Here is a 23,315-nt window from a genome sequence, read left to right on the forward strand (position 1 = left end):
AAATTTATCAGCGGCAACTACTTTCTGGGAAGGATGCCTCCGATGACCAAGCTCTCCGTCATCTACTACTCGTCCACCGGCACTCTGCACGCCATGGCCAAGCGCCTCGCCGAGGCGGGCGAGAAGGCTGGCGCCGAGGTGCGTCTGCGTCAGGTTCCGGAGCTCGCCCCGGCCGAGGCCATCGCCTCCAACGCCGCCTGGAGCCAGCACTTCGACGCCACCAAGAACGAGGCGAAGGCGACCGCCGACGACGTCGTCTGGGCGGACGCGGTGCTGTTCGGCACGCCCACCCGCTACGGCAACGTCGCCAGCCAGCTCAAGCAGTTCCTCGACACCCTCGGTCCGCAGTGGGCGCAGGGCCAGCTCGCCAACAAGGTGTACGCCGGCTTCACCGCCTCCATGACCGCGCACGGCGGCCAGGAGTCGACCCTGCTCGCGCTCTACAACACCATCCACCACTTCGGGGGTCTGGTCGTCGCCCCGGGTTACACCGACCCGCTGAAGTTCGCCGACGGCAACCCGTACGGCGTTTCGCACGTCACCGGCGGCAGCAACGACGCCCCGCTGGGCGACGCCCAGTTCGCCGCGCTCGACCACATGGCCGAGCGGGTCGTCACGATCGCCGGGAAGCTCAACGCCTGAGTGCTGACGCCCGCCCGGACGCGGGTGCTCAGTGGGGCGAGGGCCGGTCTCCCCGAACGGGAGGCCGGCCCTCGGCGTTCTCACACCGCGATCGCCGCGACGGCGGCAAGTGGCCGATGCTCGTCGGTGGCGGGCCGCCGGAGGCGTTCCACCTCGCGAAAACCGGCCCGGCCGAGTCGTTCGGAGATCTCGTCGACCGGCCAGCGGTAGGCGGTCAGGACCTTGTGGTCGAAGGCGCCGACCTCCTCGGCGTCGAAGACGCCCAGGACCAGCCGCCCGGCCGGGACCAGCACCCTTCGAAACTCCTTGAGCATCCCGTCGAACTCCGGCGGCGGAAGATGAATCAACGAGTACCAGGCCAGGATGCCGTCGACGGAGTCCTCCGCCGCATCGAGGCGCTCCATCGAGCCGATGTGGAACTCGACGCCCGGGTGGGCCGCCCGCGCATGGGCGATGAACTCGGGGACCAGGTCGATCCCTGCTGCGTCGACGCCCAGCTCGCGGAGATAGCCGGTCAGGTGGCCGGGCCCGCACCCCAGATCGAGCACCCGGCCGGGCCTGCTGCCCAGGTGCCGCCGAATGAGAGCGAGATCGTCGGCGTTCACCTGCTGGCCCGTGCCGAACAGCTCGATGTAGAGCTCCGCGACGGACGTGTAAGCCTGTCGTACCGTGTCCGTTTCCATCGCGGAACCATACGGGTCACCGGGCCTTGCCGAGTCGGCCTACCGACTTCGGCGCGACGGTCACCGTCGCTGCGGCGCCCGGGGCAGTCGCCGCCCCCGATGCCCTCTGTGCCCAGCTCGGCCTGGGTGGAGGGCGATAACGGCGGCCGACGCTTGCCCATCGCGGCTAATCCGGTTAGCCTTTAGCTAATCACGTTAGCTTTGGTGGAGGAGCGTCATGACCGAATATCTGGACATCGCCGGCAACACTCTCGCCTACGAGGTGACCGGGCAGGGCCCACTCGTCGTCCTGGCGCACGGCATGGGCGACAGTCGGCACTCCTACCGGTTCGTCGCCCCGGCTCTCGCCGCGGCCGGCTACCGGGTCGCCAACGTCGACATCCGTGGCTGCGGCGACTCCGGTCTCGGCTGGGACGGCTACAGCCGCACGGACATCGCGGGTGACCTCGTCGCCGTCGTGCGCCACCTCGGAGGCCCAGCCGTGATCATCGGTCAGTCGATCAGCGGCGGGGCCGCGACCATCGCTGCCGCCACCGCGCCGGAACTGATCGCCGGCGTCATCGAGCTGGCGCCGTTCACCCGCGCGCAGTCCTTCGACCTGGGTGGGCTGGTGCGGGTGAAGCGCTTCCGCGCCGGCTACCTCCAACTGGCGCAGGTGCTCGTACGGGGCAGTGTGGCGAGTTGGCGCAGGTACCTCGACCTGGCGATCCCCACCAAGCCTGCCGACTGGCATGGCGAGCTGGCGCGCATCGAGGCCAAGATGAGTGAGCCCGGCCGGATGAAGGCCCTCCAGTCCATGGCCAAGAGCAGCCCGGCCGACGCCGGTCGCCAACTGCCGAACGTCACCTGTCCGGTCCTGGTGATCCAGGGCGGCGTCGACCCCGACTGGGCCGACCCGCGGGCCGAGGGCGAGCGCATCCTCGCCGACCTGCCACGAGGGCTGGGCGAGCTGGCCGTCATCGAGGGCGCGGGCCACTACCCGCACGTCCAGACGCCCGACGACGTCCTCGCGCTGGCCCTGCCCTTCCTCACCCGGACGCTGACCGGTGCCTAAGGCGCGGCTCACCCCGGCATCGGTCACCGAAGCCGCGGCCGCGCTGGTCGACGAGGTCGGCTTCGACAACCTCAGCATGGGCCTGCTCGCCGAACGGCTGGGAATCAAGACCCCCTCGCTCTACAAGCACGTCGCCAGCCAGGCCGACCTGGCACACCGGATCGCCATCCTGGGGATGACCCAGGCCGGCGATGTCCTCCGTGACGCCATCCAGGGTCGCTCCGGCAGTGCCGCCCTGGCCGCCGGAGCGCAGGCGATGCGGACGTTCGTGCGGGAACACCCCGGCCGGTACGCGGCCAGCAACGCCGCCCGCCCGACCGGCCCGGACGACCCGTTCATCCCGGCCAGCGAGCGGGTGCTCGCCTCGTGGGCGGCCATGTTGGGCGGGTACGACCTCGACCCCGGCCAGGTGATCCACGCCATGCGGACGCTGCGGAGCCTCCTGCACGGGTTCGCCACCCTGGAGGTGGCCGGCGGGTTCCAGATCGACGCGTCCGTCGACGAGAGCTTCGATTGGCTGGTCAGCTTCATGGATCAGGGCCTTCGCGCCGGCGCGGCTGGCGGCAGCGACCTCGCGAACTGACACCGGGATCGCCCGCCACCGTCGGATGACGTCGACGGGCGATCCGGCGCTTGCGCTCCCGGGGGAGAAGCGAATCGGTCACGGCGCGGCCCGGAAGGACCGCCGCTCGTTCGACGAGCCGTCGGGCCTGCTCGGACGCCGCCTGCCGAGGTGGAGGGCAGCCGCCGCGGCCAGCGCGGCCACGACGATCAGTGCGGCGAAGACCGGGTGCATGTCCTTGGACAGGCTCGGGGCGCGGTCGGGCCCGATGGCCCACAGGATCAGCGGGGTGGCGTAGGCGGTGGCGAGAGCGATGGTCCAGCGGCGTAGGCCGCGTAGGTGGGCGTGCCGCAGGCTGACGGTCAGCGCGAGGACGACCGGAATTACGGCCAGCATGGCGAACTCTCCGACGACCAGGACCGGGACAGCCCAGATCGAGATGGTGACGGTCCGGTCGACGCGGCGGGAAGGCGAGGTGGAGGGCATCGTCGTCTCCGTCATCGGGTCGGGTTGGTGGTCGCGGCGGCACGGCGCCTGGACCCGTCGGCGGCGGGACGCCACGCCAACCAGCCACGGCACAGCACGTACGCGGCCGCGACGACGGCGACGAGTCCGAAGTCGATGACGGCCGACAGGCGGGCCTCCGGAACGTCTCCGATGAGCGCGCCGAAGACGACGAGGGCGGCCTTGCCGGTGAGCACGATCTCCCAGACGCCGGCTGCTTGACGCGGCCTGACCGCGAGCAGGGCGAAGAGCGCGGCGAAGATGCCGAAGCTGGAGACCCGCCAGCCCTCGATGAACAGGCGATCGTCGCTGGCATTGATGGTCAGTAGTACGCCGTTGACGAACGCGACGCCGGTGGCGAGGGATGCGAGGGCGGCCAGCGCACGGCCGGCAAGGTCAGCGCGGTGGGCGGGGGCGATGGTGTCGATCCGGGTAGCGGTCGCTGTGGTCATGAGATGCTCCTTGTTCAAAACGCCCGTTAACTTACAGTCGTTAACTTAGACTCTCGCCTAACACCTGTAAAGTCAAGGGGTGACCACACCGAGAACACGGGCCCGCAACAAGCGCGGCGAAGGTGCCCAACTGCGCGACGAGATCGTCGATGCCGCGATGACGCTCCTGGAGGACGGGGCGCCGCAGGGCGTGACCCTGCGCGGGATCGCCCGGCAGGCCGGAATCTCCGCGCCGTCGATCTATCCGCACTTCCCGGACCTGGACTCGATCCTGCTGGCGGTCGCGCAACGCGCGTTCGAACTCCTGGAACAGGAACTCAGCACACCGGAGGACGCTGATCCGGTCGAGCGCCTCCGTGCGACCTGCGCGGCCTACCTGACCTTCGCCGAACGCCGACCCCACCAGTACCGGGTGATGTTCGGCGCCGTCTGGGACGCCGGGCAGGCCCTTGAGCGGGCCCCCGCCATGGCGGACGAGCTCGCCGTGCTCGGCATGGGGGCCTTCGAGGTCTTGCGGCGGACGCTCGCCGACTGTGTCGCGGCGGGTCGCTCGACCAGCGTGGACCCCTTCGGCGACGCGACAGCACTCTGGGTCGGGCTGCACGGGTTCGCCCAGCTCCGCGTGGCAGCGCCGCTGTTCCCCTGGCCGGCGGAGGTGCGCGACTCCATCATCGACCGGATGGCGCTGCTGCGCTGAGCGGGCGGCTCAGGCGTACGCCAGCAGGAAGTCGACGGTGCCCGTACCGCCGGGTTGACCGGCCGGGACGGGCAGGCCCGGCTCGCTGTTCAGGACGTAGAACCCGCCGCCGCCGACCAGGCGGGGCGTCACGGCCAGCATCTGCGCCGCCATGGTCGCTCCGGTCGGCCGCACCACGCTGTCCAGCAGGAGCCGGAAGAGGTTTCCGGTCAGGTTCGCGACGTGCAGAACCCGGTACGAGCGCGGGGCGGGCAGGCCGGCGCTGGTCAGGCCCCAGACCGGCACGATCTGGTTGCGCCACCGGGCCGGGTCGTTGCTGATCGCGCTGTCGTGGTTGTTCAGCTGCGTCTGAATTCCCGAGTGGATCCCGGCCAGGTGGATGTGGAGCTGGTCCTGCTGACGGATCGTCGGGTCGGCCGAGTTGACGCCCAGCCCGAGGTGGGGATAGACGACGTGCCCCGGCTGCCCCGGCTGGGCGTTGTTCCAGGCCTCCAACCAGTAGTTCGGCGCGCTGGCGGTGGTGATGAACGGGCACTCGATGCCGCTGATCCGGCAACTGGGCACGAGCAGGAAGTCGTGGTTCGAGCCGGACCCGCCATTGAGGACGACGTAGGTGGGAGTGGTGCGCAGACACTGGGGAAATGGCGGCCCCGTCTTCGTACCCTCGCAGACCTGGACCCGGTCCCACAGGTCGTACCTGCCACCGGTGTCGGTGGGGTAGCCGCACAGGGCCGAGGGTGTGGGGCAGGCCGCGGCGCCGGGACCGCCGGGTGTCGAGGGGGGCGGCGCGGGGGTCGGCCCCCCGTCTGCCAGCGCCCGGTCCGCGCCGACCAGTCCCAGCAGCCCTGTCGCGCCGGCGGTCCCGGAGAGTCTGACGAACTGACGCCGTGGCATTCCGCCCATCGTCACCCTCCGTGGTTGCCGTGCCGAGGCGAACATGAACGTGTCGAGATTAGGGCGATAGCCGGCATTCGACGCATCGGCCGGCGAGCGGGTCCCCTGATCGTGTCGCCGTCGTGCAACGATTTCCGGCGTGGCAGAGACCGCGACGACATTGACAGCGATCCGCGCTCGGATCGACGAGCTGGATCGGGACCTGGTCGGGCTGCTCGCCCGTCGGGAGGAGCTGGTCCGGCAGGCCGCCCCGCTCAAGAGCGATGGTCAGGCGGTCCGTGCGCCGGACCGGGTGGCGCAGGTGGTGGCCCGGGTCCGCACGTTGGCCAGCGAGGCCGGCGCCGACCCGGACCTGATCGAACGGATCTACCGGGGCATGATCCAGGCCTTCATCGACATGGAGACCGACGAGCACCACCGCATCACCGGCGGGTCGACGCCGGAAACGCGGTGATCGCCCGGGACGTGTGTGCTCAGGTAGCCGAGACGCTCTCGCCGTCCGGGCTGGTCACGGTTGGCGGCGGCGCGTAGCCGAGCTCGTACGAGATCTTGTCGGCGGTCTCCAGGAGCAGCGGAAGGTTGCTCCTGAGCTGGTCGAGGTTCGCGATGACCTCGATCGCCGTGATCGAGGCAGCGGCGATGACCTGCCCTCGTGAATCCCTGATCGGCGCGGCCACGCACATCACGTAGGCGTCGTGCTCACCGTTGTCCATGGCCCAGCCGCAGTCGTGGATGCGGGCGAGTTCGGCTTCCAGGGCGTCGTGGTCGGTGAAGGTGGTGTCGGTGAACTTCTCGAAGACGACGTGGGAGAGAAGCCGGTCGCGTTCCTGCCGGGGGAGGTAGGCGAGGATGGTCTTGCCCACGGCGCTCGCATAGATCGACACCGCGCGTCCCACCCGCGACGGCAGCTTGACGGCGTCGAATGCCGGGCTGTCCACCTTGTCGATATAGATGATCTCGTCGCCGGTCAGTTGCGCCAGGTGTACGGTATGGCCCGTCTCGCGTTGCAGCGCCCGCAGGTGTGCGGCGGCGGGCTGGCGGAGGTCCATCGAGCCGAGCGCGAGCTCGGACAACTCGATCAGGCCGCTGCCGAGCACGTAGGTGCCCGCGCCCGTCCGGCGGACGAAGCGCGCGGACTCCAGTGTTTGCAGGATGCGTAGCGCCGTGGACTTGTGGACGCCGAGCACGTCCGCAGCCTCCGTAAGGGACAGCGGGTGCTCCGCGGATCGACGGATGAGGTCGATCGCGCGGCGAATCGATTGCGCCAAGGCTGTGTCTCCCCTCGCGCGACGGTAACGCCGTCGCTGTCATTGCATATTGTGCAATATAGATGACGCGATGCGCAATCGCCACTTGACACCGTTGCACATGACGCTACGATCGTTGCAATTTCATCGACTTGACGTCACCTCGTAACAGTGGAGTAACGATGGGTAATAAGCGCGCTTATTTCGGCATCGCCAGGGCGACATGTGCCCTCGGCCTTGCCGCCACCCTCCTGACCGGTTGCGGCTCCGACGGCGATTCAGGCGACGGCGTCACCAAACTGACCTTCGCCGCTTCGACCTTCGGCGACCCGGGGCGCGGGCCCCTGCTGACGAAGTGGCTCGACGAGTTCAACCAGAGCCAGACCAAGGTCCAGGTCTCCGCCGCCGCCGTGCCGTACCCGACCTTCGGTCAGACCGTGCTCACGCAGATGGGCAGCGGCAAGGGCCCCGACCTGGTCCGCTTCGACATGCCCGAGTTCGAGGCGGCCTCGGACGCCGGTCTCGTCGCACCGCTCGACAAGGTGATCGACGCCAGCAAGTACGACCTGCTCAAGCAGCCGGACCAGTTCATGGTCCACGACGGTGTCCGGCACGGCGTCATCTTCGAGGCGTCGAACTACGCGATGTTCTACAACGCGGAGCTGATCCCGACGCCGCCGACCACCTACGAGCAGTTCACCTCCACCGCGAAGTCGCTGACCAAGGGCGACGTCTTCGGTCTGGCGTTCCGCCAGACGGAGGCCGAGGAGGCCGGTGTCTGGCAGGACATCTTCAACTACGTCTACGGCTTCGGCGGAGCGTGGTCGGACGGTAAGAACCTGACCATCAACTCGCCGGAGAACCTCAAGGGCCTGCAGGCGTTCAAGGACCTGTACGACGCGAACGTGATCCCGCGCGGCGCGGACGCTGCCACGTTCCGGCGGATGTTCGCCGAGGGCAAGGTCGGGATGGAGCTCAACAACGGCGGTTACGTGACCGCCACGCGTGGCCAGAACGCCAAGCTGAACTTCAACGTCGCGCCCATCCCGTTCCCGGTCCGCAAGCAGGGCGCGATTCTCGCACCCATCGTGATCAACGAGGCCAGCGAGGGCAAGGACGAGGCCGCCACCTTCATCACGTGGGCGCTGGAGCCGCAGAACCAGGTCAAGCTGCAGGAGATCCTCGGCGCGAGCAGCGTCGCCACCACCACGCAGCGCAGCGCGGAAGCGCTCAAGGCCACGCCGTTCCTCCCCGTCTTCGACGGGCTCACCGAGACCAGCCTGCCGCAGATCGTGCTGGGGTTCGAGGCCAAGACGCCGGACATCCGCAAGGTGGTCGTGCAGAACGTGGTCGCGGCACTGCAGGGCAAGGCCGACCTCAAGTCGGCACTGGACCGCGCCCAGCAGCAGGCGACCGAACTGGTCCGCTGACCGCTCGACACGGCGACGCCGCCGACGCAACGATCCGTGCGTCGGCGGCGTCCTTCCCCCAGAAGGACCGATCCGATGACTGTGGTCGAGCAGACCGGAGTACCGAAGACAACACCCTCAGGCCGGCCCCGACGTCGGCCCAGCCCGCTGGGTAGCAAGTGGACGCCGTACCTGTTCCTGGCACCCGCCGCACTGTTCATCCTCGTCTTCCAGGCGGTACCCCTCGTCCAGGAGGTGTACCTCAGCTTCACCAGGACGAGGCTGCTCAACCCCACCCGCAGTGAGTGGGTCGGGCTCGACAACTTCAACCGGATCTTCGGTGACCCGGAGTTCCACCGCACCCTGCTGATCACCGTCGTCTATGTGATCACCTGCGTGGTCGTCGCGATCGGCGCCGGGCTCGCCGTGGCACTCCTGCTCAACAGGAAGTTCCGCGGCCGTGGCGTGGCTCGTGCGCTGGTGACCGTCCCCTGGGCCGCTCCGGGCATCGCGGTCGCGCTCATCGCCACCTGGATGCTCAACGCGCAGTACGGCATCGTGAACCGATTCCTCGACGCGGTCGGGCTCGGCGTCCCGGGTGGCGCCATCCTCGACAGCCCGCGCTACGCGCTCCCGGCGGTCCTCGCCACGACCATCTGGCAGCTGTTCCCGTTCACCTCCGTGGTGCTGCTCTCCGCCCTGCAGTCCGTACCGCAGGATCTCAACGAGGCCGCGACGGTGGACGGCGCCGGACGGTGGGCCACCTTCCGGGCCGTCACGTGGCAGGTCATCAAGCCGACGGTGGGTCTGTTGGCCCTGCTGATGACGATCTGGTCGCTGCGGCGGTTCGAGCTGATCTGGCTGATGACCAAGGGCGGGCCGGTCGGTGCCACCGAGACGCTCGTCATCGACCTCTACTCGCAGGCCTTCGACTCGAAGGAACTCGGTTCGGCGGCGGCCATCGGCATGGTCGGCGTCGTCATCTCGCTCATCGTCGTCATCGGCAGCCGCCTGGTCGCCCGTGCCGTGGAGAAGGGGGACGTCCGATGAGGCGCTTCCGATTCGGTGTCACCGCACGGATCGTCGCCGTGCTCGTCGTGCTCGGTGTCGCGGTGTTCCCGCTGTACTGGATGTTCGTCACCGCGCTGACCAGCAACGGCGACCTCTTCGCCGACCAGCCCCGGCTCACGCCGGACCTCGGCCAGTTCGGGGTCTTCGTGGACGCGCTCGCCGAGGGCAAGGCCGCCGGCTGGCTGCTCAACAGCCTGATCATCGCCGTCGGCACGATGGTGCTCTCCGTCGGCCTGGGCATCCCGCTCGGCTACGCGCTGTCCCGCTTCTCGTTCTGGGGCAAGGCTGTGCTGACCGTCGTTCTGCTGTTCACGCAGATGCTTCCCGAAGCGCTCATGGTCGTCCCGCTGTTCGCGCTGTTCCGCCGCTTCGAACTGCTCGACTCGCTGACCGGCCTCGTCCTGGTGAACTCCGCCTTCGTCCTGCCGATCGTCGCGCTGATCCTCAAGGGCGCCATCGACGGCATCCCGAAGGAGTTGGAGGAGGCCGCGCGTGCCGACGGCGCCCGACCCTTCACCACCCTGACCCGCATCAACGTGCCGCTCATCGCGCCGTCGATCGCGGCCACCGCTGTCATCGCGTTCTTCCACGCCTGGAACGAGTACGTGTTCGCCGTGACGTTCATCTTCAACCCGGACCTGCAACCCGCCTCCGTCGGCATCGCCAACTTCATCGGTGAGCTGGGTACACCGATCCAGACGGTGATGGCCGTCGCCTTCCTGTTCACGCTGCCGGCCGTCGCCTTCTACCTGTTGGTGCAGAAGTACGTGGTGTCCGGCATGACCGCCGGCGCGGTGAAGGGTTGAGCCGAACGATGAAGATCGTCTCTGTCGACACACTCGTCGTCGACTTCTACCGCACGAACCTCGTCATCGTGCGGGTCCACACCGATGAGGGAATCGTCGGGCTCGGCGAGGCCACCCTGGAAGGCAAGGAACGTGCCGTCCAGGGCGCCATCGCCGAGCTGGCCGAGGCGGTGGTGGGCCTGGATCCCAGAAACATCTCGAAGATCATCTACGAGACCGCGCGGGACTGGTACTGGCGCGGCGGTCCGGTGATCATGACGGCGTTGAGCTCGCTGGAGATGGCCCTCTGGGACATCTCGGCGCGTGAGCTGGGCGTACCGGTCTCCCGGCTTCTCGGCGGCGCGACTCGCGACCGGGTCCGCGCGTACGCCAATGGCTGGTTCTCCGGTGCCGTCACGCCGGAGGACTACGCGGCCGCCGCGCGCCGGACTGTGGAATCCGGCTTCCGGGGCCTCAAGTGGGATCCGTTCGAGAACTACGACCTGACCATCACCACCGCCCAGTTGGACCGGGTGCTGGCCCAGATCGACGCGGTCCGTGGCGCGGTGGGCCGCGAGGTGGAGCTGTTCGTCGAGGGACACGGCCGCTTCGACGTCCGCCACGCCATCAAGGTGGCGAAGGAGATCGCCCAGTTCGACCCGGTGTGGTTCGAGGAGCCCTGCCCGCCGGACAACCTCGACGCGCTCGTCGACATCCGTCGCGCGTCGCCGGTGCCGATCGCCGCGGGGGAGCGGTGGTACGGGCGGCAGGGCTTCGCGCCGGCGCTGGCCCGCCAGGCGGTCGACTTCGTCCAGCCGGACGTGACGCACGCCGGCGGGATCGCCGAGCTGGCCTTCATCTCCACGCTCGCCGCGACCAGCTACGTGGGCTTCGCGCCACATAACCCGAGCGGTCCGCTGAGCACCGCCGCGACGCTGCAACTCGGGGCCACGTTGCCCAACTTCCGGTACCTGGAGATCATGGCGACCGACGTGCCCTGGCGTCCCGAGATCACCAACGAGCGGCTGATGCTGACCGACGACGGCGACATCCTCATCCCGACCGGGATCGGCCTGGGCATCGAGGTGGATCTCACAGCGATCGAGCGGCATCCGTTCACACCCCACCCGCTGCGGATGTTCCAGGACGCCGTCTTCGACATCCGTCCCCGTGACGAGCGGTCCTTCTTCAACCTGGAGAGCGACTCATGACGCTGCCACGGCCCCGAGGGTCGGCCGCGGACTGGGTCGGTACCGCCGCCGAGGCGTTGCCGGACGACGCCGACAGCGTCCTCATCGGCCGGATCTGGGACCCGTCCGGCGACGGACCCTCACCGGTGACCGTCCGCGACGGCGAGGTCATCGACATCAGCCACCGGTTCCCGACCGTCCGCGACATCTGCGAGCTGCCCGATCCCGCCGCGACAGTGGCTGGGCTCGACGGGCCGAGGGTTGGCGACTTCGCCGACATACTGGCCAACACGGGGGCCGCGACCCGCGACCCCAGCCGACCCTGGCTGCTCGCCCCGGTCGACCTCCAGGCGCTCAAGGCCGCCGGGGTCACCTTCCCGATCTCGATGATCGAGCGCGTGATCGAGGAGCGGGCACGGGGTGACCTGGCGCTGGCGGCGGACATCCGGCACCGCATGTTCGCCGATATCGGTGTCGACCTGCACAGCCTGGAGGCGGGCTCACCGGAGGCGGATCGGCTCAAGAATCTGCTGATCGCCGAGGGCATGTGGAGTCAGTACCTGGAGGTGGGCATCGGCCCGGACGCCGAGATCTTCACCAAGGGGCAGATCCTCTCCGCCGTCGGCACCGCTGTTCCGGTCGGCGTGCTCGCCGCGTCGACCTGGAACAACCCGGAACCCGAGGTCACCCTCATCGTCCAGTCCAGTGGCCGGATCGTGGGCGCCACCCTCGGCAACGACGTCAACCTGCGCGACATCGAGGGACGTTCGGCGCTCCTGCTTCCCCTGGCCAAGGACAACAACGCCTCCTGCGCCCTCGGCCCCCTGATCCGGCTCTTCGACGACCGGTTCGGCATGCAGCGGGTACGCGAACTCGAGGTGCGCCTGGAGGTTCGGGGCGTGGACGGCTTCCATCTGGAGGCGGTCTCGGAGATGACCCAGATGTCGCGTGACCCCGAGGAACTGGTCCGGCAGCTGATCGGGCCGCACCACCACTATCCCGACGGCGCCGCCCTGATGCTCGGCACCATGTTCGCGCCCATCCAGGACCGGGACCGCCCCGGTGAGGGTTTCACCCACAAGGTCGACGACGTGGTACGGATCAGCTGCCCAGCGCTCGGAACCCTGGTCAACCGGGTGCGGCACGCGGAGGAGTGCGAGCCCTGGCACTTCGGCGTCCGCGATCTCATGGGCAATCTGGTGAGGAGAGGACTGCTGTGAACGTGGTCAACACTGTCGATCCGCGCGACGGTAAGAGTCGCGCGACGGATCTCACCGAGACCGACGAGTCTCGGCTGGAGGTGATCGCCGGCCAGACGTCGGCGGCGGCACAGTGGCTGGCCGCCCGCGGGAGGCTCGGCCGCGCGGAGCTGCTGGACGCGATCGCCGCGTCCCTGGAGTCCCGCCGGGAGGCCCTGGTCGCTGCCGCGGAGGCGGAGACCGGGCTGAGCCACGCGCGACTCAACGGGGAACTCACCCGGGCAGCGCTGCAGTTCCGGATGTTCGGCGAGGTGTTGCGCGACGGAGCGTACGTCGAGGCCGCCATCGACCACGCCGCCGACACACCACTCGGACCGGGCCCGGACCTGCGGCGGATGCTCGTCCCCCTCGGGCCGGTCGCCGTCTTCGGCGCCAGCAACTTCCCGTTCGCCTTCTCGGTCGCCGGCGGTGACACCGCCGCCGCGCTCGCCGCCGGGTGCCCGACGATCCTGAAGGCCCACCCGTCGCACCCGCTGACCTCGCACGCCTCCGCCGCCGCGATCGAGTCGGCCGTCCGCGACCTCGGCGGGCCCGAGGGTGTCGTCGCGACCGTGTACGGAGAGCAGGCCGGTCGCTCGCTGGTGCGTCATCCGGCGATCCGGGCGGCAGCCCTGACCGGCTCGGTCAACGCCGCCCGCGCCATCCAGGCGGCCATCGACGAACGAGAAGACCCCATTCCGCTGTACGCCGAACTGAGCAGCGTGAACCCGATCGTCGTCCTACCCGACGCGGCCGCCGTTCGGGCAGACCAGATCGCCGAGGGGCTCTTCGGCTCCTTCACGAACTCGGGCGGCCAGCTGTGCACCAAGCCCGGCCTGGCGTTCGTTCCGTCGGATCCGGGTGGTGACGGTCTGGTCGACGCGTTGCGGGCGAGGGTCGACGCGTCGGGTGGGACGGTCCTGCTCAACGAGCGCATCCGGGACGCGTACGAGAACCGGTCCACGGAGTTCGAACGGGCCGGCGCCCGGGTGATGGCGCGGCCCACTGTCGAACCCGGGGAGGGCTTCACCGTGGCGCCGACCCTCCTGGAGGTCGGCCTCGCCGGGCTGAGCGCCGAGATCGCCGACGAGTGCTTCGGCCCGCTCCTGATCGTGGTCCGCTACGACGACGACACCGCACTCGACGCCGCGCTGGCCGCCGTCCCGCCGTCGCTGACCGGTTCGCTGCACCGCGGACCGGGCGACGACGCCGAGGTCGTTCGTCGACTGGTCGACGTGCTCGCCGCCCGCGCGGGTCGCATCGTCTTCGACGGATACCCCACCGGTGTCCGGGTGTCGTGGGCCCAGCACCACGGTGGACCGTGGCCGTCGACGAACGCTGTGCACACGTCGGTGGGCGCCACGTCGATCCGCCGGTTCCTGCGCCCGCTGGCGTGGCAGGACGCCCCAGCCTGGATCCTGCCCGAGGAGTTGCGCGACGAGTACACCGCCATCTCCCGGCGGGTCGACGGGAGGTTGCAGCCAGCGGTCGAATAACCGCCTCCGCCGGTTTCTCCCGGGCGCGTTTCCGGGCCACCTGCGACTGGCGCGCGAATTCCTCGAAGAATCAATCCGACAGAGAATTCGCGCGCCAGTTGCCCCGGTGTCGCTGAAGCGCGCCCGAATGGTGCGGGCACGATTTTCGATCCAATTTCCGCCTTGACCGTCAATGCAATTCATGGTTGTGTTTTCGACAGGGAACGATGTTAGCGCTCGCATCGCTGCATCGCTCGTTACTGGTATCCCTTCACCTCACCATCGAATGGTCGGTCGACCGCTCGATGCGGTCTGACCACACGCCGAAGAGGGAGCAGGAACATGCCCGTCGCACCTCCCCGTCCCCCGACGCCGGCACCGACACGCCGGCTGCTGCTCGCGCTGCTCGCCGCCGTCACAGTGACGGCCGCAACGGTCGCCCCCCCGGCGGCCTCGGCCGCACCGCCGGCACCGCTGGGCCCGACCGTCACCCGCACCGACAAGCCCCCGACCGGCTACACAGTCACCTTCCGGTACCGGGCGCCCGAGGACGTCGGGCAGGTCCACGTCTACGGCGACTGGTTCTACTCCCGACCGGAGACCATCACCTGCCAGGACTGCGGTGACGCGCGACCGCCCACCGAGTGGCGACCCGGCGACGTCGCGGCCACCCCGTGGCACACCCAGGCCATGCGAAAGGGCCCGGACGGGGTCTGGACCCTCACCACTCCGCTGCCGGCGGGCACCTTCCGCTACGCGTTCACCCACGATTGCGCCAACGAGCTCGCCACCGGCTGCGCCCTGCACGACGACCCCGCCAACCGCTGGCAGATCCAGCCGCAGTACCCGGGAGCGCCCGGCGCGGTACGCAGCACGATCTCCGTCCCGACCAGCAAAAGGTTCCCGACGTACGACACCGGTTACCAGGCTCCGGTCGCCAGGGTCGGCCGGCTGGAGTCCCGGCGGTACACCTCGCCACTGTCGACCAACCCGGCGGGAGTCCACGACATCGTCGTCTACCTGCCAAACGGCTACGACCCCAACCGGGCCACGCCGTACCCGACCCTCTACCTGAGCCACGGCAGCGGCGACCACTCGACCGCCTGGACGATGCAGGGCGTTGCCCACCTCATCCTGGAGAACGCGATCAAGGATCGTGCGGCGCAGCCCATGGTGATCGTGTCCACCGACTTCAACGGCCTCCCCGGTGGCAACGAGGGCTACGTCGACGAACTACGGAACAACATCTTCCCGTTCGTCGAGCAGAACTACCGCGTCTCGACCCGGGCGCAGGACCGCGCGTTCGCCGGCTTCTCGGCCGGTGGCAGCCGGGCGTACACCATCATGTACAACCACACCGACCTGTTCGGCTACCACGCGGCCTGGAGCGCGGGCGGTCCGGCCGCCACACAGGCCCAGGTCGACAGCATGAAGGCGGTGGCCGGCGGCATCATGATCGGCACGGGGTTGCAGGACCGGCTGGGCAACATCGCCGAGAACTCGCAGCGCAACGCCGCTGCCCTGCGTGCCGCCGGCGTCGAGCTGGACGAGTACAACGTGCCGGGCGTGCACACCTGGCACGTGTGGCGTCCGCTGCTGAACCACTACCTGCGTACGCTGACGTTCCGGGCCACCACCACCGACCTCGTCGTCACGACGTCACCAGCGGGCGGCTCCCACCACACCAGGGTCACCGCCACCGCGACGGTCGGCACGGTCAGCACCAGCACGTCGACGCCCTCCGGCACTGTCGACTTCTACGCGGGCGACACGCACCTCGGGTCGGCCCCGGTGCACCACGGCGTCGCCCGGCTGAAGAAGACCGTCCATGGTGAGCTGACCGCGCCGGTGGTCGCCCACTACCAGGGCGACAGGCTCTTCAACGACTCCCGCAGCACCCCGGTCGACGTCCGGTAGCGGCCGGCTCGACGCCGTACTCCCTGTGGTGGGGAAGCCCCGGCCGCGCGGCCCTGGTGAAGCCAGGGTGTGCGCGGCCGGGGCACGTCCGGGTCCGCTCGTCAGCCGGTCACGGGGTCGTGTCGGTGGCGCGGAGTCGCAGCATGGTCCAGGACGCGGGCGGAAGGGTCAGCTGGACGCTGGCGTCGGCAGCCCGTGCGGTGTCGTTGGAGCGCGGCGCGGCGTGGTCCGGACCGTCGGCCGTGTTCTTGGCGTGCAGGTCGGTGCCGCCGACGGTGACGCATTCGACGATGTCGTCGACCCGCGCGCCGGCGACGTCGATGGTCACCTCGGCCGGGGTGTCCAAGGCGCGGTTGACGAGGAAGACGGTCATCTCCCCGGTGGTGTCGTCCCAGGTGGAGACGGCATCGACGGCGTCGATCGCACCGTAGCGGTCGGTGCTCGTCGCGCTGCCCTCGCGGAGCACGTCCAACACGGCGCCCTGGGCGTGTCGAGCGGTGCGGGCGAAGGGGTGGAAGATGGTCTGCCGCCAGGCCGGGCCGCCCGTCTCGGTCATGATCGGTGCGATGACGTTGACCAGTTGGGCCTGACAGGCCGCGCTCACCCGGTCGCTGTGCCGGAGCAGGCTGATGAGCAGGCCGCCGACGACGACCGCGTCGGCAACGCTGTAGTGGTCCTCCAGCAGGGGCGGCGCGACCGGCCAGTCCTCGCCGCTCGGGGGCGTGGACGGGGCGGCGGACTGGTACCAGACGTTCCACTCGTCGAACGCGATCATGATTTTCTTGGTCGACCGACGGATCGCCCCGACCGAGTCGGCGATGGCGGTGACGGCGTCGATGTACCTGTCCATGTCCTCCGCCGAGGCGAGGAAGCTGGCCAGGTCGTCGTCGACCGGCTGGTAGTACGCGTGCAGCGAGATCAGGTCGACATCGTCGTACGCCTCGGTCAGCACGTCGCGTTCCCAGCTGCCGAAGGTCGGCATACCGAGGTGTGAGGAGCCGCAGGCGACGAGTTCGAGATCGGGATCGAAGCGTCGCATGGCCTTGGCGGTCTGTGCCGCGAGCCGCCCGTACTCGGTGGCGCTGCGCTGACCCACCTGCCACGGGCCGTCCATCTCGTTGCCCAGACACCACAGCTTGATGCCGTACGGCTCGACAGCGCCGTTGTCGCGGCGCTGGTCGGCGAGGTGGCTGCCACCGCGGTGGTTGGCGTACTCAAGCAGGTCGACGGCCTCGGCGGTGCCACGGGTGCCGAGGTTGACCGCCATGATCGGATCCACGCCGGCCTTGCCGACCCACCGCATGAACTCGTCGAGCCCGAACTCGTTGGTCTCCAGGCTGTGCCAGGCGAGGTCGAGCCGTGCCGGGCGTTTGTCGACCGGGCCGACGCCGTCCTCCCAGCGGTAGGAGGAGACGAAGTTGCCGCCGGGATAGCGGATGGTGGTGACGCCCAACTCGCGCACCAGCGCGAGGACGTCGCCCCGGAAGCCGTCGGCGTCGGCCGTCGGGTGCCCCGGCTCGTAGATTCCGGTGTAGACGCACCGACCCAGATGCTCGACGAACGAGCCGAAGAGCCGACGTGGCACCGGTGCGACGCGTCGACGGGGGTCCAGGGTCAGGCGGGCCGTGTGCACGCCGTTGTCCGGCGCGCTGTCGGGGTGGGTGTTCAGGGCTGGCTCCCTTCGTGCGGGTCCGACGCGACAGCACTGCTCGAACGCCGGGACCGAGGGGTGGTGGAGGCGGTGTGAGCTCTGGACAACGTGATCGTCTTAGATTACGTTCTCGATCAATGTAAACGTTACCGATTACGTTTACGTAAGGGAACCTGGCAGGTGGATCAACGTCCGGCCGTCTCGTCCGCAGCGCGCGGTCGGGCGTCGGCGGCGTGGTGACCGACGAGGCCGAAGGCCAGCTTGTCGCGGTGATTGGGGTGACCGGGTGACCACTGTTGAGCCGGCGGCAGCGACTTCCCGCACGAACTGTCGCGAACACCGGGCGCCGGGTGGGGGAGCAGGTGGTGCAGCTCTACGTCCGCGACCCACAGGCCACGATCACCCGGCCGGTGCTGGAGCTGAAGGCATTCGCCCGCGTCGAGGCCGCCGCCGGCCAACGGGTGGCGGTGCGGTTCACGCTCCCCACCGGCCAGCTCGGCTTCTACGACCGGAGCATGGCCTACGCGGTGGAGGCCGGGCAGATCGAGGTGTACGTCGGCTTCTCGGCTGCCGACCACACCCATGCCGGCACTTTCGTCATCGACTCGGACAGGTCGACGTCGATGGTCTTTACCGGGGCCGTCGAAGTTCGGCAGCTGTGATCGTTCACCCGGGTCGGGGAATTGTTCTTGACGGAGCGTGCCGTCCTGTTGTCGACGGGTAGCGTCGGCGCGAAATTCCGCCCCGGTCCAACCCCTGCCGGACGCTGCCGATTGCGTTATCCGCAACGGCATCCGAGGATCACCAGCACCCTCGCGGGCCTCCAGTTAGGACGGTCCATTCGAGGGGTCGGCTTAGGGTGAAGAGGTCTTGTGTTCGCAATACTTCTCCGTTACCTTGGCAACATCCTGGAAACGTAACCGATAACGATTGCAGTCCAGAGAGAGCGGCATGATTGAAGTCAATGCGCCGGTGACGATGAGTGATGTCGCCCGAGCTGCTGGCGTTTCCACCGCCACCGTCTCGCGCGTCGTCAACGGGCATTACGGCGTCAGCGCTCGCACTGTCGCTCAGGTGCGCTCCGCCATCGAGCAGCTCGGCTACGAGTCGAGTCTGGTGGCGACCAGCCTCCGGCGAAGCCGCACCAACGTCCTGGGCCTCGTGGCGCACAGCTTCCAGTCGTACACGGCGGAAGTGCTCAAGGGCGTGATGAAGGCGCTGAGCCGTTCGGGCTTCGATCTGATCATCTACGCCAACAGTGACCTCTACGGGTCGTATTCGGAGGGTTGGGAGCAGCGGCACCTGACCCGGCTGTCGGGCACCCTCACCGACGGCTGCATCGTCGTGACGCCCTGGGGTGACATCCGGAGCCGGACGCCGGTCGTGGCCATCGACCCGGTCCGGGGCTCGACGTCGCCCTCGGTGATGGCCGACAACCTCGCGGGCGCCACCACCGCGGTCGAGCACCTGGTCGACCTGGGTCATCGGCGCATCGGGTTCATCGCCGGCCGCGACAGCCTGGCCTCGGCCTGGTCGCGCGAGGAGGGATACCGCGCCGCGCTGACCAACGCCGGCATCCCGGTCGACCCGACGCTCATCGGTCGAGGGGACTTCAACCCGGAGTCGGCGACTCCGTTGGCGCGTGACCTGCTGCGACGACCAGAGCCGCCATCGGCGATCTTCGCAGCGAGCGACGGGATGGCCCTCAAGGTTCTGGAGGTCGCCAGGGAGCTGGGCCTGTCGGTGCCGGGGGACCTGTCCGTCGTCGGCTTCGACAACATCCCGGAAACGGCGTCCACCCAGCCGGGTCTGACCACTGTCGACCAGTCGATGTATCAGCTCGGGTACGAAGCCGCGCGGATGCTCAAGTCGCTGGTGACCGGGGAGTGGGACGAGCCGAGCCAGATCGTGCTTCCGACAAGCCTCGTCGTGCGCGACTCGACCGCGCCACCCAGGAGCGCGGCACGGCCATGACATCAGCCCACCGGTGCGCGAGCCTGATCGCTTTCGACACAGCGATCACGGCAGGTGCGCCCGTGGCGGCAGCCTGAAGGAGGTGTACGCAGCACGCACGGCCAGATCCACCGTTGAGTTGAGCCGGTCAGACGGGTCGCATCCGCTGCCGGCGCAGGAAGGGAGTGGAGTGTGGTTACCGGACAGTATCACGGGCGCTTACGCCAGCTAGGCGTACGCCGGCGACTCTCGGCGGCGTTCACCGCCGGGGTCATCGCCGCCGCGGCGGTGCTCCTCGCGCCGCAGCCAGCCGCGGCGGACACGCCGTGGCTGGACGTCTCCGCGGACCGCTACGCCACGTTCGCCGTTCCGGCGGCGTACGTCCAGGAGAACCTGGGCACCGTCTCGCAGGTCGTCGTCGAGGGAAACTTCGGCCCGTCGGCCAGTTGGGCGGAGTTCGGCCTGACCCGTCGGGGTGACGTGTGGTCGGGTGTTCTGGGCGCGTTGGAGCCGGGGCTCTACAACTACCAGCTCACCGCTGACGACACCTTGACCATCAAGGACCCGACGAACAGCACCAGTGTCGCGTCCAACCCGCTCCTGAGCACCTTCCTCGTCGCGGGTGACTCGGCACGATGGCTGCTCGACGCGCCGGCCGGCACCGGTGGAAAGATCGAGACGCTGACCTATCGGGCCGGGAACGCGCAGCGCTCCGCCCTGGTCTGGACGCCACCGGGTTACGCGGCCAAGGGCCCGAAGGGTTACCCGGCGCTCTTCCTCCAGTCGGGTGACGGCGTGGCCGCCACCGACTGGCTCGACCTCGGCCGAGCCAAGCAGATCCTCGACAACCTCTCGGCCGCGAACGCCATCCGCCCGATGGTGGTGGTGATCAACGATGTCGACGGCTCCGACGACAAGGGGTTGAAGGACCTCCGGAAGGCGGTCACCGACAGGTACCGGATCCTTCGCGACCCGGCGCACCAGGCCATCGCGGGCGTGTCCGACGGTGCGACGGACGCGCTGCGGGCCGCGCTCACCAAGCCGGGTCAGTTCGGTCACGTGGGTTGGTTCTCGGGCACGTCGGCGCCGGAGATCGACCGGAAGGACGCCAAGGCGATCAACCGCGGCGTCAAGCTGCTCCGCCTCTACACGGGCAACGTCACCGACCCCGCGCACAACACCGCGTACCGGCTGACGAAGGCGTTGGAACGGGCCCACGTCCGCTTCGAGTTCGACGGGGTCAACCCGGACGGCGGCGCGACCTGGACCACGTGGCAGGAGAACCTCGTCGACTTCCTGCCGCGACTGTTCGGCCACGTGCGGGACCACGGCCCGAGCCCCGGTCACCAGCCGCTCAAGCGGGAGTTCACCCCGCCGCCGGCCGGCACCACCCCGACGCCCTTCGTCACCGAGGACGGGTTCGTCACCTTCGAGACGACCACGGACTTCGCTGACGCTCAGCACGTCACGGTCTGGGCGAACGTCGCACCCGGCGGCAGTTGGCTGCGACTGCCACTGACCCGCGACGGTGACCGGTGGCGGGCCACTGTGGGCCCGCTGAAGCCCTGGTTCTACTACTACCGGCTGATCGTGGACCGGGTCGCGGTCAAGGACATCTCCAACCCGACGAAGGTCACCACCGAACCGATGTGGAGCACCTTCCTCATCCCCGGGCCCGGTGCCCGACTGCTGTCGGACGTGCCCGCCGGTCGTGGCGGGACGGTCGAGAGCATGACCTACCCCAGCACGGTGGCCGGCCAGGACCGCACCGCGCTGGTGTGGACCCCACCCGGGTACGACCCGAACCGTGCGCAGCCGTACCCGGTCCTCTACCTCCAGCACGGCGGCGGCCAGAACTACACGGACTGGGTCGAGATGGGCCGCGCCAAGCAGATCCTCGACAATCAGTTCCTCGACGGCGACCTGACGCCGATGGTCGTCGTGATGGGCAACGGCAACTCGTCGAACTTCAACCGGGAGTTGCGGGAGAACATCGTTCCGACGGCCCGTGACCGCTTCAACATCTCCAGCGACCCGTCCCAGCAGGCCCTCGCCGGCCTGTCGATGGGCGGCGGGCAGGCGTTCGGGGTGCTGAAGGCGTACCCGGGCGAGTTCGCCTACGTGGCGGCGTTCTCGGCCGGGTTCGGCAGCAGCACCGGCGTCGACGCGGCGGCGATCAACAACGGCACCAAGATGCTGCGCGTGTACGTCGGCGACCAGACCGACTTCGTGTACCCGAGTTTCATGACCTCGCTGACCACGATGGACAACCTCGGTATCCGCTACGAGTTCGACGGGGTCACCCCCGGGCCGCACGGCTGGGACGTGTGGCAGAAGAACCTCATCGACCTGGCGCCGCGTCTGTTCAAGCGCTAGGAGCCGTCTCAGGCGACGCCACCGGGAGCAGGTTTCCTGCCCCGGTGGCGCCCGCCACGGTACGGCTGACCCCTCCGCACCGCCACCCGAAGGGAACCACCTCAATGAAGAGAAGACGGATACTCGCCACGGTTGCCATGCTCGCGGTCGGGACCGGCCTCGCGGCCTGCTCGTCCGACGAGGGCGGCAGCGATGCGAGCAATTGCACGAACACCATCACCAAGAAAGAGTTGCCGGTCGTGACGATGTGGGGTTGGTACCCCAACACCCAACTCGTCGTCGACAACTTCAACAAGCTGAACACCGAGGTGCAGGTCTGCTGGACCAACGTCGGGCAGGGCGGGGACGAGTACGACAAGTTCCAGACGGCTATCTCGGCGGGCACCGGGGCGCCCGACGTGATCATGGTCGAGGCGGACCGGATCCCGACCTTCCAGATCCAGGGCGCGCTCGTCGACATCAAGCAGTACGGCTACGACGCGGTCAAGGCCAACTACAGCGAGGGTGCCTGGAAGGACGTGTCGGTCGGTGACGCGGTCTACGGCGTTCCGGTCGACGGCGGCCCGATGGGCATGATCTACCGCAAGGACATCTTCGACAAGTACAAGGTCACCCCGCCGAAGACCTGGGCCGAGTACGAGCAGGCCGCGCAGAAGGTCAAGGACGCCGGTGGTCCGCTCTTCGGGGACTTCGGCGCGAACGTCCCGGCGGTCCTGATGGCGCTCCAGATCCAGAAGGGCGCCAAGCCCTTCACCTTCGATCCGGCGCAGCCGAAGGCGATCGGTGTGAAGCTCAACGACCAGGCGTCCAAGGACGTGCTGGACTACTGGGGTGGCCTGGCCAAGAAGGGCCTGGTCGGCACGCAGAACCAGTTCACCCCGGAGTACATCTCCGGCGTGATCAACGGCAACTACGCGACGTACATCTCGGCGGCATGGGCACCCGGCTACCTCACCGGCGCGGGTGTCGGCAAGGGCCAGGACACCGGCAAGTTCGCGGTGGCGCCGCTGCCGCAGTGGGACCTGGCCAACCCGGTGCAGGTGAACTGGGGTGGTTCGGCGTTCTCGGTGACCAAGCAGGCGAAGAAGCCGGAGCTGGCCGCGAAGGTCGCCTACGGGCTCTACGCCGACAAGGAGTCGCTCACCGACGGCTGGACCAACCAGGTGATCTTCCCGCTGAACCTCACGGCGCTCAAGGATCCCGCCTTCGTGGACCTGAAGGTGGCGTTCTTCGGCGGCCAGCAGGCGAACAAGGAGGTCTACGTTCCCGCCGCCGACGCCTACCAGGGCGTCCAGTACGCCCCCTTCGGCCAGTACTACCTCGACGCCATGGAGAAGCAGGTCAGCGAGGTCATCAAGGGGTCCGTCACCGGCTCGCAGGCTGCCGACCGGATCCAGGAGGACGTGGCGAAGTACGCCAAGGAACAGGGCTTCACCGTTCAGTGACCGGCTGGGTGGGCCGCGCCGGCAGCGGGCGGCCCACCTCCCCCCTCAGCGTCCACGTCCCGGAGACCAC

Annotated in this window: 22 protein-coding genes; 16 read left to right on the top strand and 6 right to left on the bottom strand. The window is 68.9% G+C overall.

From position 1 onward, the window contains the following. Positions 1–33 precede the first annotated feature (33 nt). On the top strand, positions 34–642 hold the full coding sequence (gene wrbA, locus ACZ6NZ_RS07365) for an NAD(P)H:quinone oxidoreductase (protein WP_465856668.1): 609 nt from the start codon (positions 34–36) through the stop codon (positions 640–642). 80 nt (positions 643–722) lie between these two features. Here wrbA and ACZ6NZ_RS07370 read toward each other — a convergent pair whose 3' ends face one another. Continuing rightward, complete coding sequence (locus ACZ6NZ_RS07370; protein ID WP_465856670.1) at positions 723–1,325, bottom strand: class I SAM-dependent methyltransferase; 603 nt, start codon at positions 1,323–1,325, stop codon at positions 723–725. A gap of 217 nt (positions 1,326–1,542) precedes the next feature. On the opposite strand from ACZ6NZ_RS07370, the gene ACZ6NZ_RS07375 reads away from it, so the two are divergent. Next, positions 1,543–2,379: an alpha/beta fold hydrolase gene (locus ACZ6NZ_RS07375; protein WP_465856672.1), complete on the top strand. Its 837-nt coding sequence runs from the start codon at positions 1,543–1,545 to the stop codon at positions 2,377–2,379. Next, positions 2,372–2,962, top strand: a complete 591-nt coding sequence (locus ACZ6NZ_RS07380; protein ID WP_465856674.1) for a TetR/AcrR family transcriptional regulator — start codon at positions 2,372–2,374, stop codon at positions 2,960–2,962. Before ACZ6NZ_RS07375 ends, ACZ6NZ_RS07380 begins: the two co-directional genes overlap by 8 nt. Before the next feature lie 78 nt (positions 2,963–3,040). Here ACZ6NZ_RS07380 and ACZ6NZ_RS07385 read toward each other — a convergent pair whose 3' ends face one another. Together ACZ6NZ_RS07385 and ACZ6NZ_RS07390 are read right to left on the bottom strand one after the other, a co-directional pair. Further along, positions 3,041–3,427 (bottom strand): hypothetical protein, encoded by a 387-nt coding sequence (locus tag ACZ6NZ_RS07385; protein WP_465856676.1) that lies wholly within the window; start codon positions 3,425–3,427, stop codon positions 3,041–3,043. A gap of 11 nt (positions 3,428–3,438) precedes the next feature. Continuing rightward, the gene (locus tag ACZ6NZ_RS07390; RefSeq protein WP_465856678.1) at positions 3,439–3,897 is read right to left on the bottom strand and encodes a hypothetical protein; all 459 of its coding nucleotides are present in this window, start codon (positions 3,895–3,897) and stop codon (positions 3,439–3,441) included. A 79-nt stretch (positions 3,898–3,976) separates the two neighbouring features. On the opposite strand from ACZ6NZ_RS07390, the gene ACZ6NZ_RS07395 reads away from it, so the two are divergent. Further along, a complete protein-coding gene (locus tag ACZ6NZ_RS07395) occupies positions 3,977–4,594 on the top strand; it encodes a TetR/AcrR family transcriptional regulator (protein ID WP_465856680.1) in 618 nt (205 codons plus the stop codon). 9 nt (positions 4,595–4,603) lie between these two features. On the opposite strand, the gene ACZ6NZ_RS07400 is transcribed toward ACZ6NZ_RS07395, so the two are convergent. After that, positions 4,604–5,488, bottom strand: a complete 885-nt coding sequence (locus tag ACZ6NZ_RS07400; protein ID WP_465856682.1) for a CDP-diacylglycerol diphosphatase — start codon at positions 5,486–5,488, stop codon at positions 4,604–4,606. A 139-nt stretch (positions 5,489–5,627) separates the two neighbouring features. Here ACZ6NZ_RS07400 and ACZ6NZ_RS07405 point away from each other — a divergent pair, with 139 nt between their 5' ends. After that, positions 5,628–5,942, top strand: a complete 315-nt coding sequence (locus tag ACZ6NZ_RS07405; protein ID WP_366609152.1) for a chorismate mutase — start codon at positions 5,628–5,630, stop codon at positions 5,940–5,942. 19 nt (positions 5,943–5,961) lie between these two features. Here ACZ6NZ_RS07405 and ACZ6NZ_RS07410 read toward each other — a convergent pair whose 3' ends face one another. Beyond that, entirely contained in the window at positions 5,962–6,756 is a 795-nt protein-coding gene (locus ACZ6NZ_RS07410) for an IclR family transcriptional regulator (protein WP_366609153.1), read from the bottom strand. Positions 6,757–6,917: 161 nt separating this feature from the next. On the opposite strand from ACZ6NZ_RS07410, the gene ACZ6NZ_RS07415 reads away from it, so the two are divergent. The 7 genes from ACZ6NZ_RS07415 to ACZ6NZ_RS07445 all read left to right on the top strand — a co-directional run bounded on the left by ACZ6NZ_RS07415 (position 6,918) and on the right by ACZ6NZ_RS07445 (position 15,820). Next, positions 6,918–8,165 carry an ABC transporter substrate-binding protein gene (locus ACZ6NZ_RS07415; RefSeq protein WP_366609154.1) on the top strand — a complete coding sequence of 416 codons (1,248 nt, stop codon included), beginning with the start codon at positions 6,918–6,920 and terminating at the stop codon, positions 8,163–8,165. Between the two features lie 75 nt (positions 8,166–8,240). After that, positions 8,241–9,194, top strand: coding sequence for a carbohydrate ABC transporter permease (locus ACZ6NZ_RS07420; RefSeq protein WP_357227439.1), 954 nt, complete (start codon positions 8,241–8,243; stop codon positions 9,192–9,194). Continuing rightward, positions 9,191–10,021, top strand: a complete 831-nt coding sequence (locus ACZ6NZ_RS07425; protein ID WP_366609156.1) for a carbohydrate ABC transporter permease — start codon at positions 9,191–9,193, stop codon at positions 10,019–10,021. Before ACZ6NZ_RS07420 ends, ACZ6NZ_RS07425 begins: the two co-directional genes overlap by 4 nt. Positions 10,022–10,029: 8 nt before the next feature. Beyond that, positions 10,030–11,211 carry a mandelate racemase/muconate lactonizing enzyme family protein gene (locus ACZ6NZ_RS07430; protein WP_465856686.1) on the top strand — a complete coding sequence of 394 codons (1,182 nt, stop codon included), beginning with the start codon at positions 10,030–10,032 and terminating at the stop codon, positions 11,209–11,211. After that, positions 11,208–12,410, top strand: a complete 1,203-nt coding sequence (locus ACZ6NZ_RS07435; RefSeq protein ID WP_465856688.1) for a fumarylacetoacetate hydrolase family protein — start codon at positions 11,208–11,210, stop codon at positions 12,408–12,410. Before ACZ6NZ_RS07430 ends, ACZ6NZ_RS07435 begins: the two co-directional genes overlap by 4 nt. Further along, entirely contained in the window at positions 12,407–13,924 is a 1,518-nt protein-coding gene (locus ACZ6NZ_RS07440; RefSeq protein ID WP_465856690.1) for an aldehyde dehydrogenase family protein, read from the top strand. The genes ACZ6NZ_RS07435 and ACZ6NZ_RS07440 overlap by 4 nt, the downstream gene beginning before the upstream one ends. 321 nt (positions 13,925–14,245) lie before the next feature. Further along, positions 14,246–15,820, top strand: coding sequence for an alpha/beta hydrolase-fold protein (locus ACZ6NZ_RS07445; RefSeq protein ID WP_465856692.1), 1,575 nt, complete (start codon positions 14,246–14,248; stop codon positions 15,818–15,820). A gap of 109 nt (positions 15,821–15,929) precedes the next feature. On the opposite strand, the gene arfA is transcribed toward ACZ6NZ_RS07445, so the two are convergent. After that, entirely contained in the window at positions 15,930–17,453 is a 1,524-nt protein-coding gene (gene arfA / locus ACZ6NZ_RS07450; protein WP_465856694.1) for an arabinosylfuranosidase ArfA, read from the bottom strand. Positions 17,454–17,821: 368 nt separating this feature from the next. Here arfA and ACZ6NZ_RS07455 point away from each other — a divergent pair, with 368 nt between their 5' ends. The 4 genes from ACZ6NZ_RS07455 to ACZ6NZ_RS07470 all read left to right on the top strand — a co-directional run bounded on the left by ACZ6NZ_RS07455 (position 17,822) and on the right by ACZ6NZ_RS07470 (position 23,245). Continuing rightward, positions 17,822–18,133, top strand: a complete 312-nt coding sequence (locus tag ACZ6NZ_RS07455) for a fibronectin type III-like domain-contianing protein (protein ID WP_465856696.1) — start codon at positions 17,822–17,824, stop codon at positions 18,131–18,133. 289 nt (positions 18,134–18,422) lie between these two features. Then, positions 18,423–19,445 carry a LacI family DNA-binding transcriptional regulator gene (locus tag ACZ6NZ_RS07460; protein ID WP_465856698.1) on the top strand — a complete coding sequence of 341 codons (1,023 nt, stop codon included), beginning with the start codon at positions 18,423–18,425 and terminating at the stop codon, positions 19,443–19,445. Between the two features lie 171 nt (positions 19,446–19,616). Beyond that, positions 19,617–21,800, top strand: a complete 2,184-nt coding sequence (locus ACZ6NZ_RS07465) for an alpha/beta hydrolase (protein WP_465856700.1) — start codon at positions 19,617–19,619, stop codon at positions 21,798–21,800. Between the two features lie 104 nt (positions 21,801–21,904). Then, positions 21,905–23,245 carry an ABC transporter substrate-binding protein gene (locus tag ACZ6NZ_RS07470; RefSeq protein WP_366609169.1) on the top strand — a complete coding sequence of 447 codons (1,341 nt, stop codon included), beginning with the start codon at positions 21,905–21,907 and terminating at the stop codon, positions 23,243–23,245. Positions 23,246–23,315 lie beyond the last annotated feature (70 nt).

It is taken from the genome of Micromonospora sp. NPDC047756 (genome assembly GCF_055587245.1).

Bases quoted from the DNA above. Each gene is read 5' to 3' on its own strand.
- wrbA (WP_465856668.1), top strand. From the start codon at position 34: ATGCCTCCGATGACCAAGCTCTCCGTCATCTACTACTCGTCCACCGGC.
- ACZ6NZ_RS07370 (WP_465856670.1), bottom strand. From the start codon at position 1,325: ATGGAAACGGACACGGTACGACAGGCTTACACGTCCGTCGCGGAGCTC.
- ACZ6NZ_RS07375 (WP_465856672.1), top strand. From the start codon at position 1,543: ATGACCGAATATCTGGACATCGCCGGCAACACTCTCGCCTACGAGGTG.
- ACZ6NZ_RS07385 (WP_465856676.1), bottom strand. From the start codon at position 3,427: ATGCCCTCCACCTCGCCTTCCCGCCGCGTCGACCGGACCGTCACCATC.
- ACZ6NZ_RS07390 (WP_465856678.1), bottom strand. From the start codon at position 3,897: ATGACCACAGCGACCGCTACCCGGATCGACACCATCGCCCCCGCCCAC.
- ACZ6NZ_RS07400 (WP_465856682.1), bottom strand. From the start codon at position 5,488: ATGCCACGGCGTCAGTTCGTCAGACTCTCCGGGACCGCCGGCGCGACA.
- ACZ6NZ_RS07415 (WP_366609154.1), top strand. From the start codon at position 6,918: ATGGGTAATAAGCGCGCTTATTTCGGCATCGCCAGGGCGACATGTGCC.
- ACZ6NZ_RS07420 (WP_357227439.1), top strand. From the start codon at position 8,241: ATGACTGTGGTCGAGCAGACCGGAGTACCGAAGACAACACCCTCAGGC.
- ACZ6NZ_RS07425 (WP_366609156.1), top strand. From the start codon at position 9,191: ATGAGGCGCTTCCGATTCGGTGTCACCGCACGGATCGTCGCCGTGCTC.
- ACZ6NZ_RS07430 (WP_465856686.1), top strand. From the start codon at position 10,030: ATGAAGATCGTCTCTGTCGACACACTCGTCGTCGACTTCTACCGCACG.
- ACZ6NZ_RS07435 (WP_465856688.1), top strand. From the start codon at position 11,208: ATGACGCTGCCACGGCCCCGAGGGTCGGCCGCGGACTGGGTCGGTACC.
- ACZ6NZ_RS07445 (WP_465856692.1), top strand. From the start codon at position 14,246: ATGCCCGTCGCACCTCCCCGTCCCCCGACGCCGGCACCGACACGCCGG.
- ACZ6NZ_RS07460 (WP_465856698.1), top strand. From the start codon at position 18,423: ATGATTGAAGTCAATGCGCCGGTGACGATGAGTGATGTCGCCCGAGCT.
- ACZ6NZ_RS07470 (WP_366609169.1), top strand. From the start codon at position 21,905: ATGAAGAGAAGACGGATACTCGCCACGGTTGCCATGCTCGCGGTCGGG.